Genomic DNA, 19,568 nt, shown 5'->3' with positions numbered 1-19,568 from the left:
GTTCCTTATCCTCTATACTTCGTTATTATGTTTTCTATCTCTTCTTTAGAAGCTGCATTTGAGATGGTTTCACCTTTTTGTACGCTTACTTCTTGAGATGCATTTATATTGCTTGATGAAATTATAGCTACATTTTCATTAGACTGGCTGATACTCTCTGTCACCAGATCTGTATCGGTAAAGAGTATATCATAGTCACCTGATGCCAATCTACTTTCTAACATATCCATATCATCCAGTGCATCATAGTCATGACCTAGATTCTCCAGAACTTTCGCCAAAACTTTACGTGTCAATAGGAGTCTTTTAGCAATAAGGATTTTTGCTTCTTTTGGCATCTCAAAGAGCTCGGAAGCAGGCTCTTCAAGAGTCAGTTCCGGCTCCTCAGAGATTTCAGCTGTTGGAGCGACACTCTCTTCAGTTGTTTCAACCACTTCTTCTACAACCTTCTCTTCTTCTTTGACCGGTTCTACAGGTTCGTTGCTTGTTTTATCTGATAGGAACTTGTTAAGGATATAAAGTAATTCTGTCGTTTCAATAGGCTTAGTAATATATTCATCCATACCCTCACTTAAGAACCTCTCTCTGTCACCTTTAAGTGCATTGGCTGTCAAGGCTACGATCGGGATATGCGCTAACTCTTCATCTTCTTCATAGTCAAGGATCTCATGTGTTGCTTCAATACCATCCATTACAGGCATTTGAATATCCATAAAGAGTAGATCATAATCACCACTTCTACGTTTTTCAAATGATTCAAGACCGTTGTTGGCGATATCCACTGTGATCCCATGTTCTTCAAGTATACGTCTAATGAGTTTTTGGTTAATGATATTGTCTTCTGTCACCAATACTTTAGCATCAAATCTGGTTTGCTGTGTTACTGCTGCTTCTTCAATACGTTGAGGTGCGATAGTCGCTGTATGGCTTAAGACAGTTTTTAGTTTACTGAGTGTAACCGGCTTAAAGAGAACGCGACTTTGATCTATACCCAGCTCTTCAACCTTATTACGGCTTGTCACATTCGCAATGACTATGAGCTTCGATTTGTCCATATTCTCGATTGCATCCAGCATATTCTGTCTTGCTTTGTCAATATCGATCCAGTAGTTCTTACATGTATTATTATAATCAAGCTCTTTGAGTTCAGCGATAGATTCAAAATGTTTAACTGTCGGTCCAAAGTATTCAAACCATTTTTCCAGATTGGTATCCAGTTTTGTCGGAATATCCTGCTCGTATTTACCTATTACAAGATCAGTGAATGCATTTTCATAATTAACCTCTGTAGATGCCACCTCTTCCAATGGTAATGAGAAGAAGAATGATGTACCATGATCTTTCGCACTTTCAAGTTCAAGTTTTCCACCCATAAGCTCAACAAACTGGCTGGAGATGGTAAGACCAAGACCTGTACCACCATACTTTCTTGTAACCGATACATCGGCTTGAGAGAAGGCATCAAAAATACGTGCTTGTTGGTCTTTTGTCATACCGATACCATTATCTCTAACAGTAAACTTCACTCTGTTCACACCATTCTCATCTGTCTCTTTTACGATGTCAAGGTTGACTTCTCCACCGTAACTTGTAAATTTGACGGCATTGGAAAGAAGGTTAATAACAATCTCTTTGATCTTCGTCGGATCCCCTTTAAGTTTTGCAGAGATCGTCGGATCCATATAGTAGTTCATATCAATATTTTTCTCTGTAGCAGCAACGGCATAGGTTTCAACCGCACTTTCGAACTCTTCGGCCGCATCAAATACAATACTTTCGATCTCAACCTTGTTACTCTCGATTTTTGAAAGGTCAAGAATGTTATTGATAATGCTAAGAAGGTTTTCAGAACTTTTATCAATAATGGCAAGGAATTCCTCTTGCTCTTCAGTCAGGTTCGTACTACGTAATATTTCTGTAAACCCGACAATACCGTTAAGCGGTGTACGAATCTCGTGTGACATGTTCGCAAGGAAAAGAGATTTTGCTTCATTGGCCTGGAGTGCAATGAGTTTATCATCTTTTGCTGTTTCAACAAGATCTTCAAGGAACTTATAGGCTTCTTTTGTACCTTCATGTGTATCAAGGTCAATATTTTCAATCGCATGTGAATCTGATGCAAGATATTGATCGCTGGCTTTCATCTCTTCAACCGCTTTGTTAAGTACGTCTTCAAGCTCTTTAATGTTTCTGGTAATATCTCTTGCTGTGGTATATCCGAGGTATGCCAAAATAAAACTCAGCAACCAGATAGCGCCTGCGATACCAAGAAGTAAAAGCTGTTTTTCAAGGTAGAGGTTACTTTTCTTCCATAAAGCATTTGAAACCACAAGCTCTGCTTTTGAAAGCAATGCGATCTTCTGTGTTTGAAGTGCGAACCAGTCCATAACTTCTTCTGCATAGTCACCGTTATCGATATCTGTTTGAATCGCAGATGATGTCAGAGCCAGGTCATTCATCACTTCTTTTGCGTGATCATTATAGAGGACTTTTTCAAGTTGTTGACGTAAGGCATCATTGTTGACTTGTTTCATATCAAAAATATGTGCTTTTGTTTTAAACTCGTCCCATAAAGCAATCTCATCAAAGGATAAAGAAGATCTTTTTGCCATATAGTATGAAATAAACCCTCTTTCAAGTCCACTGTACTCTGTCGCCGTATAAATTTGTGCAAGTATATCGATCAGCCCTGAAATATCTGTATCAAGCGCATAATTCTTTAGTGCAAGGATCTTGTCAAGCGTTGGAGTCGATAGACCGTTTCTGTAGGTTTGAAAATAAGCAGTTTTAAAATCTACATTTTCAGCATCTATTTTTTTTCTCGATTCGGGGAGTTTACCGATATTAAATATAAGTCGATTATAAGGGTCAGATGTCTTTGACTTCTTTCCTTCTAAAAGTTCAACTAAGAGTGGAAGGTATACTTTTTTTTCTGTGATGACTTCATATTTGAGGTTCTCAAAAGACTCATCTAATTTCTCACGTTGTTTGATAAGTGCATCCGTATATATTTTCTTGTCACTTCCAAGATATAATGCCGTTAATCCGCTCTCTTTACCTATTTCGATAAGTGCTTTGTCTAATGCACCATTGTTGATCAATGTCGTTTTGAGTGCATTCGCCTTTTCATAGTTTACATATGAAGTTACAAAGAAATAACTTGAAAGTAAAATGAGTAGAGTAATTGGCACAAGACCAATAAGTTTAAGTCTATTACGTATAGTCATAGTGTATTTCCTTTTATTTTGCTAGCGCATTTATTTGGATTTCGAAAGACAAAAAGTGTCCCCAATAGTCTTTGATCAAAGCCTCTAAATGACTGCTGTCTTCACAAAACTGTATCTTATAGAGCGTATCAGCCAATGGATTGATGCGAAGGTTACTTGCAGCCCCTTTAAGGAGATGTCCTATCTTCTGAATGGCATCCAGATCACCCTCTTCATAGGCTTTTAGCATATTCTTGGTCTCAATATGACACTGTTCGATAAAATCATTTACAAATTCTTCAATAAGCTCTACAGGTAAAGAGAGGTCATTCGCAGCTTCTTCAAGTTGAAAGTCAAAGTGAATCGGTTTGATACCTTCAAGAGAGATCGTACCAAAGCCTTTTTCACTGATAGTTACTTCTGGTTCACTTTCTTTCTCTTCAACCTCAAAAAGATCAATTTTAGCCTCTTCTTGTGTATCAAAGAGTGGCATTTCAGGTTCTATTTGAGAGGTCGAAGAGGTAGTGATTCTTGAGAGCGCTGCATAAAAAGACTTAACCGTTTCTTTTTGTTCATCTGCAGGTACGGTATCAATTTTTGCTAACATGTCTCCGATAACCGGTAGTTGCAATACCTCACCCAGATGAGAGAGTGTTGCAACAGCATTCGTACGTTTTGCACTCTCTTCACTCTGTAGGTCAGCTTCGAGTCCCAGTGCTGTATCGATATATTCATTAAGGAATGTATCGTAATCTTCAGGGGAAACACCGATCTGTTGAGACACTTTATCCAGATCTATAAGAATTTCAGCAGTCTCCTCTGCTACAGGTTTCTCTAAACTGATTTCATCTTCTTTATCGGACAATCCCAAGTCAAGGATATCTGTATCTTCAGTCATGATATCGAGTGGTTCTTCCACCGTCTCAACACTGCTCTGTGTCTCCTCTTCCGTGACAAGATCAAAGAGTTCGTTGTCATCTATGGCAATTTCTGTTTCTTTACTTGTTTCCTCTATATCAAGAGGAGCGATACTTTCTGCTTCCTCTTCCGTGACAAGATCAAAGAGTTCGTTGTCATCTATAGCCACTTCTGTTTCTTTACTTGGTTCCTCCATATCTAAAGGAGCGATATTTTCTACCGTCTCATCAAGTGTCAGTACAGAGAGATCCTCCTCTTCTACTTTTTCCTCTTCTTCCTGTATCTCAACCAAGGTGATATGACCAAGCATGCTTGAAAGAGAAGTTTTGGAGACAGGAAACGTTGTATCATTTTGATCTGTAGTGATCGTGATATCTGTTTCAGACAAATCAAATTTTGTATCGCCTAATGCAAGCTTTAATGATAATTCATCGATATGGGATAATCCGCACAAGTCCAGTAGATTCTTATCCGCAGCGATAATTTGATTTGTTTCATTTAATATATAGTACATTTTGTTAACAACCCCTCTTCTTTTAGTTACTTTCTTTCTCTAACAAATCCCTGTAAATAGGAATGGTTTCTGTTACTTCTGTTTCAGATGCCGGTCTTCTGGCTGCGGTGTAGCCAGTGGTCTCTCCATCAACAATGATAGGTGAAATATGTGAATAAACCCAATAATATCTGCCATCTTTTCTTAAATTCTTTACGATACCGGTCCACTCTTTGCCACCCTGTATCGTGTCCCAAAGTTCTTGAAATGCTGCTTTTGGCATATCCGGATGTCTTACAATATTGTGATTTTTCCCTACGAGTTCATCTTTGGTATATCCTGATATTTCACAGAATTTTCTGTTAGCATATGTAATGATCCCTTTAAGATCTGTCGAACTAACGATCAAGCCTTTTTCAAAGATATACTCTTCATCAATTGGATTAGGTCTATTCATTGTATTATGTTCCCCCCTTTTGTAGTGTGTCGTGTAAGAAGTGTAGTATCAATAAACTTACAGTTATTAAGTCTACTGTTTGCAGCCTGGCGATCTTCATGAGACCCATGGCTTTCTGTCCCCACTTCACAATGAGTTTAGCTTGTTAACTTAGCATTATGAATAATAAGATGCACCAGATTTTGTTGATAGCAATACTGCAAACATAACACTGCTGCTAAAACTCTATAACAACTAAACTAAAAATAGATTGAATTAAGAAGTTTTTTAGTAAAAAATATTAGATTATGGTTGTTTATGGATTATAATTTTTAATAATGTTAGCAATTTTTTTATTTGTAACTTTTTCTATTTCTTCAGAAGATGCATTCTCTATGGCATCAAATGTTCCGAAATAATCGATCAACTTTTTGACCGTTGCTTTGCCTATACCTTTTTTATTGAGAAGTGAAATTTTTGTATCTTCTTTACGTTTTTTGTTCTGATGGTAGGTGATGGCATAACGATGTGCTTCATCCCTTTGGCGCTGTATCCAGTGCAGGCGTTTGTCATTTGCTTTGAGCTCAAGAACGCCATGGGAGGTATAGATTATGTCTTTGGCTGCACCTTTCGCACGATGTGCTTTGGCGTCGAGCTTCTCTTTGGCTATGGCTATGACATCAAGGTTGACATGGGCTTCTTCAAGAAGGGCTTTTGCAAGATTGAGGTTGGCCTGTCCTCCATCAAGTATCCAAAGGTCCGGAGCAGGTTCTTTTTTAAAGTTCTCTATACGTCTAGAGAGCATCTCTTTCATCTGCCCATACTCATCACGCTCATGCAGCGTGTATCGTCGATATGCGGATTTATCCCATTTATCTTCATCCCACACCACCATACCACCTACGGTAGCTGCACCCATAAGATGAGAGTTATCGAAAGTCTCTACACGGTAAGGAATGACGGAAAGGTCAAAGAGATCAGCGATTTTCTGTTCCATGAGCGTATCACTCTGTGTTTTACGCAGTAGCTCTTCGCAGTTTTGCAGGGCCAAAGCGATCAGTTTGGCTTTGGGACCGCGTTGCGGTGTAACTATCTCTATTTTTTTATCAAAACGGGTAGAAAGGCTATGTGACACCTGTTCGGAGTCTTCAAAAGTATGGGCCGTAAGAATTTGTTTGCTTATATTGGGGGTATCGATGGTATAGAATTCCAATAACGCCTGTTTATAGGCTTCATTCTCGTCAAAAATATGGGTATGTCTGAAGTAAGAGTATGCCGATGAGATGATCTTTCCTCCCCGCATAAAGAGCTTGACGATGACACCTCTTTCATCCCCATTGAGTATCGCAAAGATATCCAGATCCATTGCATTGGCAAAATCAATGTTTGATGAGATCGTGAGTGAAGAGATGGCATTGATACTGTCACGCATAGCCGCTGCCTCTTCATAACGTTCCTGCATCGCAAGGTTTGTCATCTTCTCCTCAAGAGTGGAGAGTAGGTCTTTGCGTTTGACGATGGATGTTTTGGCCTGTGTAACTATCTCTCCATACGCTTCAGGTGACACTTTTCCTTCACAGGGTGCCAGACACTTTTTGATCTGATAGAAGAGACAGGCTTTCCCTTCTTTTAGACAAGACTTTTTCTGTACAAGAGGATAGACTTCATAGAGTGCGTCAAGTAAGGCTTTTCCTCCGGTAGGAAAAGGGCCGTAGTAGGTAATGTGTTTGCCTTTGATGACCTTTCGGGTAATTTCAAACCTTGGATATGCAACAGATTCATCGATATAGATGTAGGGGTAGGTTTTATCGTCACGAAGTAAAATGTTGTATTTGGGTTTAAGCTGCTTGATGAGCGAGTTTTCGAGGATGAGCGCATCCTCTTCCGTCTCTACGACGATGTACTCAAGTCTACTGGCTTCATAGAGCATTTTGATGATACGGGAACTTTGCGTAGGGTTGGGTCTGAATTCAGGAGAGAAACGCCAATAGCTTTTGACCCTGTTCTTAAGGTTTTTGGCTTTTCCTACATAGAGCAGTTTACCGCTTGTATCAAAATACTGGTACACTCCTGCGCAGGAGGGGAGGTCTTGGATTACTGATTGCATGTGACTATGGCTTTAATACGTTCGAATTTCTCTTTGAGTTCTCTGTCTGAAGGTGTTTCAAAATTTCCCTCGGCGCGTTCATGATAATGGGGTACGCTCACATAAGAGGCTTTTTCCTGAGGCATGGCATAATACTTGCTATGAAAGACGACCACCTTTTCAGCCTGCATCATCTTACACGCTTCATCGTGCCTGTTGAGCTCAGTTAATAGTGTTTTTAATAAATCTCTATTATAATTAAGTTCCATTTTAAAACCGGGGTGTGTGACTGCTATAAAGAGTGTCTCATCTTTGATGTACACAAAGGCAACAGCTTTTTGCCATTTGGGACTCAGAAGATCAATATACTTTTGGTAACACTCCTGCCGTTTTAATGATTTAAACTGAGGCTGAGAAGATAAATGAGACAAAATCATACTGGCTTTTTTCATAAAGCGATTATAACATCACTTTGCTGTATCATCTTGACAGGTTGCGGTTATAAAACCGACCCCGTGTATGTAGAAGATAGTGTAGAGCACAATACAAGTATGAAGACAGAAGGGTAGAGATGCAGAAGTATGACGTACTGATCATAGGTGCTGGTATCGCAGGGCTTTATGCAGCGATGCAGCTGCCTGCAAGTAAAAAAGTCTTAGTGGTATGTAAAGATATACCCTGGGAGTGTAATACGTTTTATGCTCAGGGAGGTATGACAACCGCCTTGAATGAAGCAGATATTCCTCTTCATGTCGAAGATACCATGGCTGCGGGTTCGTACCATAATAACAAAGAAGCTGTGGAGATCCTTTCCCGTACCTCACTGGAGACCACGCCTGATATCATTGCCAGAGGGATGGAGTTTGATGCAGATGAAGCAGGGAATATTTTATATACGAAAGAGGCTGCTCACTCCGTAGAGCGTATCATCCATGCCGGTGGAGATGCTACGGGACGGTATATGCATTACTTCATGATGGTGCAGAACAAACACCAGCTTCAGAAAAATACACTGGTGTATGATCTGCTTATAGACAACGGCAGATGTTTTGGGGTAAAAGCTACGGTCAATTATGAACCCACGACGATCTATGCAGATGATGTGATCATCGCTTCCGGAGGTATAGGCTCTCTCTATGCATACAATACAAACTCTCGTACAGTCAGTGCCGATATTCACGGTATCTGTGTTGAAAAAGGGATAGAGCTTGCCGATATGGAATTCATGCAGTTCCACCCTACTGTATATGTGGATACCCCTTTTGCAAGAAAACTGTTACTGACTGAAGCACTTAGGGGTGAGGGTGCACATGTCGTGGATGAAGAGGGAAGACGATTCTTGTTCGATTATGACGAGAGAGGAGAATTGGCAAGTCGGGATATTGTGGCCCGCGGTATCTTCAACCATAAACGAAAAACGGGACAAAAGGCCTACTTGGACTTTTCCATGTTCGAAGAGAAGTGGTTTGAACATCGTTTCCCTAATATCACACATACATTTGGCAGACTCGGTTATAAATTTCCCAAAGACAAGATCGCTATCTCCCCAGCATTTCACTACTCTAATGGAGGTATAAAGTGCGATACCAATGGCGCTATAGACGGTATGGAAGGTCTGTATGTCATAGGTGAAGCAGCAAGAACAGGTGTACATGGGGCAAACCGTCTTGCATCAAATTCACTGCTTGAAGGTGTGGTCTTTGCGAGACGTGCAGTGGAACATCTGCTTTCCAAAGAGCATCAAGCGATAAAAACACCTCTTTTTGAGAAAGATTACGGTAATATTCTGCACAAAGAAAACGATAAGATCTATAAACAAAAACTGCGTCAAGTGATGTGGGATGATATAGGGATTATCAGGACAACAAAAGGCTTGCATGAAGCGAAAAATCTCATTTATGATATGAAAAATAAAGAGATCGGCAGATTACTAAAACTTAGACTAAACACTGCTTCTGCTATCGTAGATGCAGCACTTGCGAGAAAAGAGTCTTTGGGCTCGCACTATATAGAGTCTGTATAGCGTACAATGTATGGACAGGTATGGCATACCAAGGAATTAGGAGAACAATTAATGACCACAGAAATATTGCACACAGATTTGACAACAACATGGGTGGGGATCGCTTCACTTATCATATTTGTCGTAGGATACTACTTTATCGCAGCGGAAGATAAATACCTTATAAACAAAGCTAAACCGGCACTTTTTGCAGGAACAATGATCTTTATGCTGATCGGTATCTATTATGCTATGAATGGGTTGGACGGTGCACATCTACACCATGAAATAGAGTTGCTTATTTTTGAGATCGCAGGGATATTCTTCTTCCTCTATGTAGCTATGACCTATATTGAAGCGATGATCGATAGGAATGTATTTTCTGCGTTGCGTTATAATCTTGTCTCTAAAGGATACAGTTATAAAAAACTTTTCTGGATCACAGGTCTTTTAGCCTTCTTTATCTCTCCTGTTGCAGATAACCTTACAACAGCACTGATCCTTTCAACGGTATTGATCACTATTGATAAAACAAATAAAGCATTTATCGTACCTTCGGCGATCAATATTGTTGTGGCGGCAAATGCAGGTGGTGCCTGGTCGCCATTTGGTGATATCACTACATTGATGGTATGGGTAGACGGTAAGGGAGCTTTTGTTGATTTCCTTTATCTTTTCCCTGCATCCATTTTAGGTTGGTTCGTGACGGCATTCCTTCTAAGCCGTTTTGTACCAAACGATACACCACCATTTGCAGCGGATGAAAAAAAGGTGTATATTTCCTCAGGTGGAAAAGTGATCATGGGGCTTTTTGCTTTCACGATCGCTTCAGCCGTTCTTTCACACCAAGTCCTTCATTTACCTGCAATGTGGGGAATGATGTTCGGTTTGGCTGTGCTGAAACTCTATATCTATAGAATGAGCAGAGAAGTAAGATACGATAGTGATGGTATTGAGTGTCCTCCTGTCAATGTTTTCTCATTCATCGCTAAAATTGAAAATGATACACTGCTTTTCTTCTTTGGTATTTTGGCTGCGGTTGGCGGACTTCACTTTTTAGGTTTCTTAGAATACTTCACGGCACTCTATTCGCAATTTGGTGCGACTACCGTGAATATCGGAGTGGGATTCCTTTCTGCAATCGTGGATAACGTGCCTGTCATGTCAGCAGTACTGAAGTCAAGCCCGGATATGGGTGCATCTTCACATGCACAGTGGATGCTTGTGACACTGACAGCGGGTGTGGGTGGATCACTTATCTCGTTTGGTTCTGCAGCAGGTGTAGGGGTCATGGGCAAGCTTCACGGCATCTATACATTTGGTTCACATTTAAAGTTAGCTTGGACCGTACTTGCAGGTTATATAGTCTCTGTCTCTGTCTGGTATCTGCAGTTCATGATACTAGGTATAGGCGCGTAACCCTCTCTTGGGTTCGATTTGTGAGATCGGTATTTCTGAGTGAGACTCAGGAATACTGAAAACGTATTTTTATAGTTAAGTTTTTTTTGAAAGATTTAACCATACATATACAAGGAAAGATGATGAAACAAGTACCTATATTAGTCTTAGACTTCGGATCACAATATACACAGCTTATCGCTAGAAAACTGAGAGAAAGCGGTGTCTATACTGAAGTGGTGCCGTATCGCGAGAGTATTGAAGACATTAAGGCCAGAAAGCCGCAAGGTATTATCCTTTCTGGCGGGCCTGCTTCTGTTTATGCTGAAGATGCCTATAAGCCAGATGATGGTGTGTGGGACCTGGGATTGCCTATCTTGGGTATCTGTTATGGTATGCAGCTTATTACACAGCACTTTGGCGGAAGCGTGATTGCCGCGGATCATCATGAATACGGAAAAGCAAAACTACACATCGAAAATGATTCGGGTATCTTCAAAGATATCTCGAATGACTCTATCGTATGGATGAGTCATGGAGATAGAGCAGAACGTATACCTGAAGGTTTTGAAGTCATAGGTACGAGTGAAAACTCTCCCTATGCAGCCATAGCCAATGAAAGTAAAAATATCTATGCATTCCAGTTCCACCCGGAAGTACACCACTCTGTAGAGGGTACAGCGATGTTGAAAAACTTTGCCAAACATATCTGCGGTTGTGACAGTACTTGGAACATGGGAAGTTTTGCCAAAGAGAAGATCGCTGCTATCAAAGCCCAAGTGGGTGACAGAAAAGTCCTTTGTGGCGTAAGTGGCGGAGTAGACTCTTCTGTTGTCGCTGCTATGCTGAATGAAGCCTTGCCAAAAGAACAACTCATCTGTGTATTTGTGGACCAGGGGCTGCTTCGTAAAGATGAAGCAGAACAAGTACAGGATATGTTCAAACTTGTAGGTATCCCACTGATCACGATCGATGCAAAACAAGAATTCATGGAAGCACTTGCAGGTGTGACCGATCCTGAGGCTAAGAGAAAAGCGATCGGTGAAAAGTTCATTGAAGTTTTTGATAAAGAAGCTAAGAAGCATACGGATGTCAGTTTCCTTGCACAAGGAACGCTTTATACGGATGTGATCGAATCTGTTTCAGTGAAGGGACCGTCAAAAACGATCAAGTCTCACCATAATGTAGGCGGACTCCCTGATTGGATGACATTTGAACTGGTGGAACCGCTAAGAGAGATCTTTAAAGATGAGGTAAGAAAACTCGGTCTTGAACTGGGACTTCCAAAGCATATGATAGGCAGACACCCTTTTCCTGGACCGGGACTAGCGATCAGAGTCATGGGAGATGTCAATGAAGAGGCACTGAGACTGCTTCGTGAATCAGATGCCATTATGCAAGAAGAGCTTAAAGCGACAGGATATTATGATAAAGTATGGCAGGCATTTACTGTACTGCTTAATGTCCAATCCGTAGGTGTGATGGGTGACAACCGTACGTATGACAATACGGTCTGTATCCGTATGGTTGAATCGGTAGACGGTATGACAGCTACGTTTGCACATATCCCGCATGATGTGCTTGAAGGGATGAGTAGAAGGATTATTAATGAAATTGACGGGATCAATAGAGTAGTGTATGATATCAGCTCTAAGCCTCCTGCAACCATCGAGTGGGAATAGTTTTTTAGGGAGTTTGTTCAGTCAGTTACCGGACCTCGCAGGCTCCTTCTCAACAACCTTTTAATCTAATATCCATAAGAAAGAAATAGAATAATCGTCATATCGTTACATACGAAGCCCATTGTGTTACAATAGTGTTTACAAATAAAAAGGAAATAGAATGGTGAAGTGTATCCCTGCCTATATTAAGTATATGATTCTAGCTGTGATGGTCGGTCTTTTTATCATCTTGTCCATATTTTATACGCATAGTACACTTCAGCTGGGTGTGGCAATGTTCTTTGCCATACTTCAGAGCCGCATCACCTGTCCCAAGTGCGGTAACTCCATCCTAAAAGACAAAAATGGCTGGTATATATTTACTGTAAGAACCACCTGCCGTCATTGTGGGCAAGATACAATGTTATGTGAAGTTGAACCAGATGAGGTTACCCAAAAGCGTTTGCAGTAATCTATACAGATAGACCATTGCCTTTATTTGAGCTACTTCGGTTATAATATTTTTTAAAGGAATCTTTCATGAAACAAATACTTCTTTACATACTCACGTCTCTTGTTATTGTAACTTTTATGACCGCCTGCAGTGGTCAAATGGCTGATAAAATGGCTGTAGTAGGTACCCCCTCTTTATCTTCTGACCCATGTGCTGCGATCGATAAAAAAGTAATGAGATTAGATAGATTTACCGAAGTGGTGAAAAACACCAGTGCTTTTCATTTAGAAGAAAAAGCTACAGCATTGCCGGTACCGGGGATCACGGTCAGTAATAATAGAAAACAGATGCTGAGAGAGGCAAAGAAAAAATATGCAGAGTATGCTGCCGAGCGACAAAAATACGCTTGTGAAACTCCAGTAAGCACAGGCACAGCTCAAATAGTCCTTATAGAGAATCCTCCTTTGTCGTCTGATCGATGTACTGCGATCGATAAAAAACTGATGAGATTAGATAGATTTACCGAAGTGGTAAAAAACACCAGTGCATTCCATTTAGAAGAAAAAGCTACAGCACTGCCGGTACCGGGGATTACGGTCAGTAATAATAGAAAACAGATGCTGAGAGCTGCAAAGAGAAAATATGCAGAGTATGCTGCAGAGCATCAAAGATATAATTGTGAAACTCCTATACCTACACACAGTGTTCAGAGGCAGGATAAAAGGGAAGTGGTACATAAGCCTGTGTCAGTGTCTGAATCATCTACTGATAGTGATAAAAAAATGATGAAACCGGATGAATCGACGACCAAGGTCACCTCTGCCAATACGGTTGATGTGGCAGAAAAGGTTACAGCAGTACCGCTACCGGGAGTGGTGGTAACGCATAACAAAGAACAAACTGCAAGTGATGAAAAGAAAAAAGATGCAGAAGATACAATAGTGTATCAAAAAGAGAGTGCTGAACCCCCTATGGTAGTGGAGACTATCCAAGTAGCTGATACAAAGGAAGTGGCAGGCAAGTCTGATCTATGTGATGCTCTTGATGAAGAACTTATAAAATTGTATGAATTTACGATCATGGTAAACACCACCAGTGCTTTCCATTTACAAGAGAAAGCCAGCGCATTACCGTCACCAGGGTTCACAGTGAGCAATAATAAAAAGAAAATGTTAAAAGATGCAGAGAAAAAACGTGTAGAACTTTTAGCAGAGCGTCAAAAACACGGTTGTGAAACAGCTGAAAAAAAGTAAGAGAATATGTTTTGATAGGGGTGTAGCCTTTGTATGAAAAGCGAAAGTAAAAAAAACCTATCACTTCTTATTTTGGCTATTGCATTTATAGCTTTTATCTACGGTACCATCAAGGCGATGGCTATCGTAGAGAGAACCCATGTGGGTACCTCAGATGGTATCTACAGATCTTATGTCACGACTTCCCAAGAGATAAAAGAGAAAGCATTTGCATTAACAGAGCATTGTCGCGATGCACACTGTAAAGTACAATCTTTATTGGATTTTGTGACCAATATCCCTTATAGAACCAACACATTCCAGCAGTATTCTGCACAAAAGACCATAATGCAGAATTTTGGAGATTGTGATGACAAAAGCAATTTACTCATTTCCATGCTCCATGCATTAGGGTTGGAAGCCTATTTTGTTTTGGTGCCCAAACACATTTTTGTTATTACAGCCATAGAGGATGAACGATTAGATCAGAGAAAAGGGCTTTGGGTCAACGGAAAGAAATACTTTATTCTCGAAAGCACAGCAAGAAATTCAAACATAGGTTTTCCTTTGCACTATAGACTTGATGAGTTAGATGTCATCGTTGAGCCATTCTCAAACAAAAAACTTTCTATCGAAAAACTAGAGTGGAAAGAGTGAAGCTTATGTATACATTTTAGGGTAAATAAAAAAGTTTAATTTTACTTTTTCAGGTTTTAATTTCTTCCAATGCTTGATCGGAAATTTTAAAGCGACAATACCTAAAGTAGGCACATTGTCAATATAGTCATCCAGCATCAGATCGGTCAATTCAGTGGTTTCGGGATTGTGGCCGATGATAAAGACATCATCGTATTTGTCTTTGATCTCTTTAATCATGGAAATGACATCCAGAGGTTCTGCCATATAAAGGGCATCACTATATTTTATATTCCCCGTATAGCCTATCTCTTTCGCTAAACCTTTGGCTGTGAGTTGGGCTCTTTTGGCAGAACTGGAGAGTATGAGGTCTGGCATGACTTTTTTCTCTTTAAGGGCCTTTGCCATGGTAGGGATCGCTTTTTGACCTCTTTTGTTGAGACCTCTCTCAAAGTCGCTTTGACTCTCATCACTCCAATCTGATTTTGCATGTCTGATTAAATATAGATTTTTCATAATTCTATTATAACATGATAAAGAAAGTTTTGGAAACATATATACTTTAGTCAATAGCACTAAACTTTCCTTCAAAAAACTTGTAATATTTAGAAAAATATATTATAATCCCTCCAAAGTAATACACTATAGGAGAAACAGTATGGCAAAACATCAATTTCAAACAGAGATCGGTCAACTCTTAAAACTGATGACACACTCCCTTTATTCAAACAAAGAGATATTTATTCGTGAACTCGTTTCTAATGCTTCAGATGCGTTAGATAAATTTAATTATCTTTCTCTTACAGACGGAACATTCAAGAAGGATGACTGGTCTGGAAAAGTATTTATTAAATTAGATAAAGAGGATAACTCTCTTACTATCGGTGATAACGGTATAGGGATGAATGAAACCGATTTAATGGATCACCTGGGGACCATTGCCAAGTCCGGTACGAAGGCATTCATGGAAAACCTTACGGGTGATGCGAAAAAAGATTCAAATCTGATAGGTCAGTTCGGGGTTGGCTTCTACTCTGTGTTCATGGTAGCAGACAAAGTGGATGTGATCTCCAAAAAAGCAGGTGAAGAGCAGGCCTATATGTTCAGTACGGATGGTACAGGTGAGTATGAAGTGAAGCCTGTAACGAAGGAAGCACATGGAACGATCATCTACATCAAACTCAAAGAGGATGAACAAGAGTTCTTAGACAAGTGGAGAACACAAGAGGTGGTCAAGAAGTACTCCAATCACATTGCTTACCCTATTATGCTGAACTACTCTGAAGAGGAGACAGAGGGTGAAGGGGATGAAGCAACGACTAAAATGGTCCATAAATCAGAACAGATCAATGCGGCGACTGCACTCTGGACACTTCCAAAGTCTGAATTGAAAAAAGAGGATTATGTAGAGTTCTATAAAACATTGGCACATGGCGATAATGAACCACTTAGCTATCTACATAATAGGGTAGAGGGGGCAAATGAATTTACCACACTTTTCTATATCCCTAAAACAGCACCTATGGATATGTACAGAGCAGATTATGAAGCAGGGGTAAAACTCTATGTGAAGCGTGTGTTTATCACGGATGACAATAAAGAGTTATTGCCACCGTATTTACGCTTTGTAAAGGGGATCATAGATTCAGAAGATCTGCCGTTGAATGTCTCTCGTGAGTTGCTTCAGGAAAACAGAATTTTGGCGAATATCAAGCAAAATGCAACAAAAAAGATACTCCAGGCGATTAAAAAACTAAGCGGCGAAGAATCAGATACTTTCATTGAACAATACAATAGAGTCATGAAAGAGGGTATTTACATAGACCACATGAACAAAGAGTTATTGCTCGATATCGTCAAGTATAAAAGTTCGACAGAAGAAGGACTTGTATCGTTTGAAGAGTATGTAAGCCGTGGTGATTCCGAGAAAAAAGAGATCTACTATATTGTAGGTGATGATGAAAAAGTGCTTAGAAACTCTCCATTGCTTGAAGCTTATAATAAGGCAAATATCGAAGTACTTATCATGGATGATAAAGAGGTGGACAGTATCGTTACTCCGATGATAGGTGCCTATAAAGAGTGGAACCTTAAAGACATTACAACCATTGAAGCTCCAGACTCTAAGACGGAAGAAGAGAAAGAAGAGATCTCTAAAGAGTTCAAATCTCTTACGGATAAGATCAAAGAGGTATTGGGCGAAGAGGTCAAAGAGGTAAAAACCTCTACAAGATTGACATCCAGTCCATCATGTGTACTGAAAGACAGTTCAGACCCTATGGCTGGCATGGCAGCAATGTTTGCTCAAATGGGACAGGAAATACCGGAGATACCTTTGATTCTGGAAATCAATCCTGACCATGAAATGATCAAAAAACTGGATACGCTGGATGACGAATCTTTGTTTGCTGATCTTTCGTGGATACTTTTGGATTCTGCAAAACTCTCTGAAGGACTTGAACCTAAGGATAAAGGTGCATTTGCACAAAGAGTAGCTACTTTAGCGACGAGAGCACTGTAATTGCATAGGGTATATCATTTTTCATGATATACTCTCTAAGATGAGTATCAAAGAAGTTTCTCAAAATCTTCTAGAGGCATAGGTTTATGCGCATAGTAACCTTGGTATGCATGACAATTTAATGCTTTTAAAGCTTCCAATGTCTTTTTATCCTCGACACCTTCTGCTAAGACCTTCAAATTAAACTTTTCAGCAATTGCAGTCACAGCTTCAACAATCGCAACATCACCTTTACTTTCATGCATATTTCTAATAAAAGACTGGTCTATTTTGACCATATCGACAGGAAGTTCTTTGAGATATGAAAGTGAAGAGTATCCTGTACCAAAATCATCGATGGCAAATGTAAAACCAAAACTTTTCAGCTCTTCGATCTTTTTTGCTGCATCTGCAATATTTCGCATAATACCACTCTCTGTGATCTCCAGTTCAAACCATTCTGCTTTTACATCATGCTTCTGTAGCAGGAGCATCAGTTTTTCAACAAAGTGAGGCTGTAAAAAGTGTACCGTAGAGATATTGATGGCAATATGGTCCAGCCCAAAGCCATCTGAACGCTGACTTAAAGCTTTTATTTCTCTGAAGGTTTTATCGATGATCCACTCCTCAAGTTTGATAATGGTCCCACTCTCTTCTGCAATAGGGATAAACAGTGCAGGGGAGATAAACCCTTTTTTGGGATGATTCCATCGTATGAGTGCTTCTGCCCCTACGATCTTGTTCTTTTGTATATCCAGTTGTGGCTGATAATATACAATGAATTCACTCTTTATTAAGGCTTTATGCATATCATTTTCCAACATCAGTGATTCATGTGTCTCTTGACTCATACTGTCTTGATAGAATTGGTTTGTGCCTCTTGCAATTTTTTTTGCTTCATACATCGCTGTTTCAGCACGTTTTAGAAGATCATAGGCTGAGGCATCAATATCATTGAAAAGTACTATACCTATGGTGAAATTTACATGATACTCATCACCTGCAAGATTAAAAGGAGGGGTAAATACATCATGGATTTTATTGATATATTTTAAGGTCATCTCTTTGGAAAGTTCTTTATCTATCGCTAAAGAGGGAAGGAGTATCACAAACTTGTTTCCCGTAATACGTGCAAATACCTCATGACCGTCTATATTGTCATCTACCCGTTTGACCACCAGTTGAAGCAGGTGGTCACCTATATCATGCCCATAGGTCTCATTCACTTTTTTGAAGTGATTAATATCGAGAAAAAGTAAGGCGGCATACTCTTTGTTTTGTCGTTTTTTCCCAAGAAAGGCTTTCAATTTATCTAAGAGTAGTGTACGATTTGGGATATTGGTAAGCATATCATAGTAGGCATTTCTAATCATCTCTTCTTTGGCGATCACTTCATTGGTGATGTCATCGATAATGGTAATACCCCCAGCAACACTTCCTGCAGCATCGAGCATTGGTACGGTTGAAAGGTTCACATAAAGATTCTGTGTATTACCGGGGACTTGAAAGGGACCACGATAACTGCCTGTTTGCCCGTTAAAGACTTCTTGATGTGCTTCAACCATTTGCTGGTATGGTGAAGCATGCAGATCTGTATTGAGAAGCTCTTCTTTATCATCAATTTTATTGATATGCATAAAGTGCATGTTGACATCTTGTAGTTCCAAGGCAGGATTATAATAATAGATCCCCACAGGTGCACGTTCGAATAAAGAGAAAAAACGTTCTTTCAGTTTTTCATGCGTATGTTTGATACTTATGAAGTGTTGACGATTGTTCAATGCATTGTTGATCACTTTCCCATAGTAATTTGCTGTAAGTATCATAATGAGTGTTAAGGCAAAAATGATATATGCAATTTTAGTGTAGAGCTCACCTTCGAGATAAAAAAGACGCCAAATAATAGGAGAATATGTGACCAATGCATAGGTTAATAACAGATTGCGTTTTGATGCCAATATCCCCATGGCTGTAAAACCAATAGCAAATAAAAAAAAGACCAGGACCATTTGATTTAAAAGTTCAGATTCCGGAAATATTAATAATGCACTGCTACCCCAGACGATACCACTGAGTAGCGTGTTGGTATAATATTTATCAAGCCAGATCTTTGCATCTCTAAGTTTGTTGTGTTCACTTTCACGTTTGAAAAGATAATAGTGATAAAATCTGTAAAGGAACATAACAAAACTGACCAGAAGCCAGATACCAATAGAATATAAATCAACTGATCCTAATTGTATAGCGCACAGAAGGAGTGCACCTAAAAAATTTCCGACAAGCATAATAGGAGATGAAATATAATAGAAACCCATTTTGTCATAGTTTAGACGTTCTGAGAATGATATATCTATGTTGTCAATAGCATGGTCTAGTGTATTTTCTTCTGTAACATCGGGTCTTTTGGTCATGTGAGAAGTCCACCCTATTATATAAGTTATTCAATTATTATAACATAAGTTTTTCTTAAATAGTATTTTTGCCTCCCTCTTTAAAGAGTATACAAACGATATCCGTACTAGTTAAACCTAACTTATGCTAAAATC

At 39.6% G+C, this 19,568-nt stretch carries 14 protein-coding genes and 1 riboswitch; of the genes, 7 read left to right on the top strand and 7 right to left on the bottom strand.

From position 1 onward, the window contains the following. Positions 1–5 precede the first annotated feature (5 nt). From MN086_RS08720 to MN086_RS08700, 5 genes are all read right to left on the bottom strand, one after another. Positions 6–3,227 carry an ATP-binding protein gene (locus MN086_RS08720; RefSeq protein WP_248575624.1) on the bottom strand — a complete coding sequence of 1,074 codons (3,222 nt, stop codon included), beginning with the start codon at positions 3,225–3,227 and terminating at the stop codon, positions 6–8. A 13-nt stretch (positions 3,228–3,240) separates the two neighbouring features. Continuing rightward, positions 3,241–4,638: a hypothetical protein gene (locus tag MN086_RS08715; protein WP_248575623.1), complete on the bottom strand. Its 1,398-nt coding sequence runs from the start codon at positions 4,636–4,638 to the stop codon at positions 3,241–3,243. Positions 4,639–4,660: 22 nt separating this feature from the next. Then, positions 4,661–5,074, bottom strand: coding sequence for a PAS domain S-box protein (locus MN086_RS08710; protein ID WP_248575622.1), 414 nt, complete (start codon positions 5,072–5,074; stop codon positions 4,661–4,663). A 77-nt stretch (positions 5,075–5,151) separates the two neighbouring features. Then, a riboswitch (cyclic di-GMP riboswitch) is annotated at positions 5,152–5,226 on the bottom strand. 143 nt (positions 5,227–5,369) lie between these two features. Continuing rightward, positions 5,370–7,160, bottom strand: a complete 1,791-nt coding sequence (gene uvrC / locus MN086_RS08705; RefSeq protein ID WP_248575621.1) for an excinuclease ABC subunit UvrC — start codon at positions 7,158–7,160, stop codon at positions 5,370–5,372. Then, positions 7,148–7,591 (bottom strand): DUF721 domain-containing protein, encoded by a 444-nt coding sequence (locus MN086_RS08700; RefSeq protein WP_248575620.1) that lies wholly within the window; start codon positions 7,589–7,591, stop codon positions 7,148–7,150. The genes uvrC and MN086_RS08700 overlap by 13 nt, the downstream gene beginning before the upstream one ends. Positions 7,592–7,710: 119 nt before the next feature. Between MN086_RS08700 and MN086_RS08695 the strand changes: the two genes are divergently transcribed. The 6 genes from MN086_RS08695 to MN086_RS08670 all read left to right on the top strand — a co-directional run bounded on the left by MN086_RS08695 (position 7,711) and on the right by MN086_RS08670 (position 14,543). Next, positions 7,711–9,162: an L-aspartate oxidase gene (locus MN086_RS08695; protein ID WP_248575619.1), complete on the top strand. Its 1,452-nt coding sequence runs from the start codon at positions 7,711–7,713 to the stop codon at positions 9,160–9,162. A 51-nt stretch (positions 9,163–9,213) separates the two neighbouring features. Continuing rightward, a complete protein-coding gene (gene nhaD, locus MN086_RS08690) occupies positions 9,214–10,560 on the top strand; it encodes a sodium:proton antiporter NhaD (protein ID WP_248575618.1) in 1,347 nt (448 codons plus the stop codon). Between the two features lie 122 nt (positions 10,561–10,682). Continuing rightward, positions 10,683–12,221 carry a glutamine-hydrolyzing GMP synthase gene (gene guaA, locus MN086_RS08685; protein WP_248575617.1) on the top strand — a complete coding sequence of 513 codons (1,539 nt, stop codon included), beginning with the start codon at positions 10,683–10,685 and terminating at the stop codon, positions 12,219–12,221. 160 nt (positions 12,222–12,381) lie between these two features. Further along, a complete protein-coding gene (locus tag MN086_RS08680) occupies positions 12,382–12,672 on the top strand; it encodes a hypothetical protein (RefSeq protein ID WP_248575616.1) in 291 nt (96 codons plus the stop codon). Between the two features lie 68 nt (positions 12,673–12,740). Next, positions 12,741–13,907 (top strand): hypothetical protein, encoded by a 1,167-nt coding sequence (locus MN086_RS08675; protein WP_248575615.1) that lies wholly within the window; start codon positions 12,741–12,743, stop codon positions 13,905–13,907. A gap of 33 nt (positions 13,908–13,940) precedes the next feature. Further along, positions 13,941–14,543 (top strand): transglutaminase family protein, encoded by a 603-nt coding sequence (locus tag MN086_RS08670; RefSeq protein WP_248575614.1) that lies wholly within the window; start codon positions 13,941–13,943, stop codon positions 14,541–14,543. Positions 14,544–14,546: 3 nt separating this feature from the next. On the opposite strand, the gene MN086_RS08665 is transcribed toward MN086_RS08670, so the two are convergent. Beyond that, positions 14,547–15,038, bottom strand: coding sequence for a histidine phosphatase family protein (locus tag MN086_RS08665; RefSeq protein ID WP_248575613.1), 492 nt, complete (start codon positions 15,036–15,038; stop codon positions 14,547–14,549). A 142-nt stretch (positions 15,039–15,180) separates the two neighbouring features. On the opposite strand from MN086_RS08665, the gene htpG reads away from it, so the two are divergent. Continuing rightward, positions 15,181–17,043 carry a molecular chaperone HtpG gene (gene htpG, locus MN086_RS08660; RefSeq protein WP_248575612.1) on the top strand — a complete coding sequence of 621 codons (1,863 nt, stop codon included), beginning with the start codon at positions 15,181–15,183 and terminating at the stop codon, positions 17,041–17,043. A gap of 47 nt (positions 17,044–17,090) precedes the next feature. Here the strand turns inward: htpG and MN086_RS08655 are convergent, their stop codons facing one another. Beyond that, entirely contained in the window at positions 17,091–19,433 is a 2,343-nt protein-coding gene (locus tag MN086_RS08655; RefSeq protein WP_248575611.1) for a bifunctional diguanylate cyclase/phosphodiesterase, read from the bottom strand. Positions 19,434–19,568 lie beyond the last annotated feature (135 nt).

The organism is Sulfurovum sp. XGS-02 (genome assembly GCF_023213175.1).
In the GTDB taxonomy this organism is placed as follows: domain Bacteria; phylum Campylobacterota; class Campylobacteria; order Campylobacterales; family Sulfurovaceae; genus Sulfurovum.
This window is presented reverse-complemented; position numbering and strand designations above follow the sequence as displayed.

Bases quoted from the DNA above. Each gene is read 5' to 3' on its own strand.
- MN086_RS08680 (WP_248575616.1), top strand. From the start codon at position 12,382: ATGGTGAAGTGTATCCCTGCCTATATTAAGTATATGATTCTAGCTGTG.
- htpG (WP_248575612.1), top strand. From the start codon at position 15,181: ATGGCAAAACATCAATTTCAAACAGAGATCGGTCAACTCTTAAAACTG.
- MN086_RS08670 (WP_248575614.1), top strand. From the start codon at position 13,941: ATGAAAAGCGAAAGTAAAAAAAACCTATCACTTCTTATTTTGGCTATT.
- MN086_RS08720 (WP_248575624.1), bottom strand. From the start codon at position 3,227: ATGACTATACGTAATAGACTTAAACTTATTGGTCTTGTGCCAATTACT.
- uvrC (WP_248575621.1), bottom strand. From the start codon at position 7,160: ATGCAATCAGTAATCCAAGACCTCCCCTCCTGCGCAGGAGTGTACCAG.
- MN086_RS08665 (WP_248575613.1), bottom strand. From the start codon at position 15,038: ATGAAAAATCTATATTTAATCAGACATGCAAAATCAGATTGGAGTGAT.
- MN086_RS08715 (WP_248575623.1), bottom strand. From the start codon at position 4,638: ATGTACTATATATTAAATGAAACAAATCAAATTATCGCTGCGGATAAG.
- MN086_RS08700 (WP_248575620.1), bottom strand. From the start codon at position 7,591: ATGAAAAAAGCCAGTATGATTTTGTCTCATTTATCTTCTCAGCCTCAG.
- MN086_RS08695 (WP_248575619.1), top strand. From the start codon at position 7,711: ATGCAGAAGTATGACGTACTGATCATAGGTGCTGGTATCGCAGGGCTT.
- nhaD (WP_248575618.1), top strand. From the start codon at position 9,214: ATGACCACAGAAATATTGCACACAGATTTGACAACAACATGGGTGGGG.
- MN086_RS08710 (WP_248575622.1), bottom strand. From the start codon at position 5,074: ATGAATAGACCTAATCCAATTGATGAAGAGTATATCTTTGAAAAAGGC.
- MN086_RS08675 (WP_248575615.1), top strand. From the start codon at position 12,741: ATGAAACAAATACTTCTTTACATACTCACGTCTCTTGTTATTGTAACT.
- MN086_RS08655 (WP_248575611.1), bottom strand. From the start codon at position 19,433: ATGACCAAAAGACCCGATGTTACAGAAGAAAATACACTAGACCATGCT.
- guaA (WP_248575617.1), top strand. From the start codon at position 10,683: ATGAAACAAGTACCTATATTAGTCTTAGACTTCGGATCACAATATACA.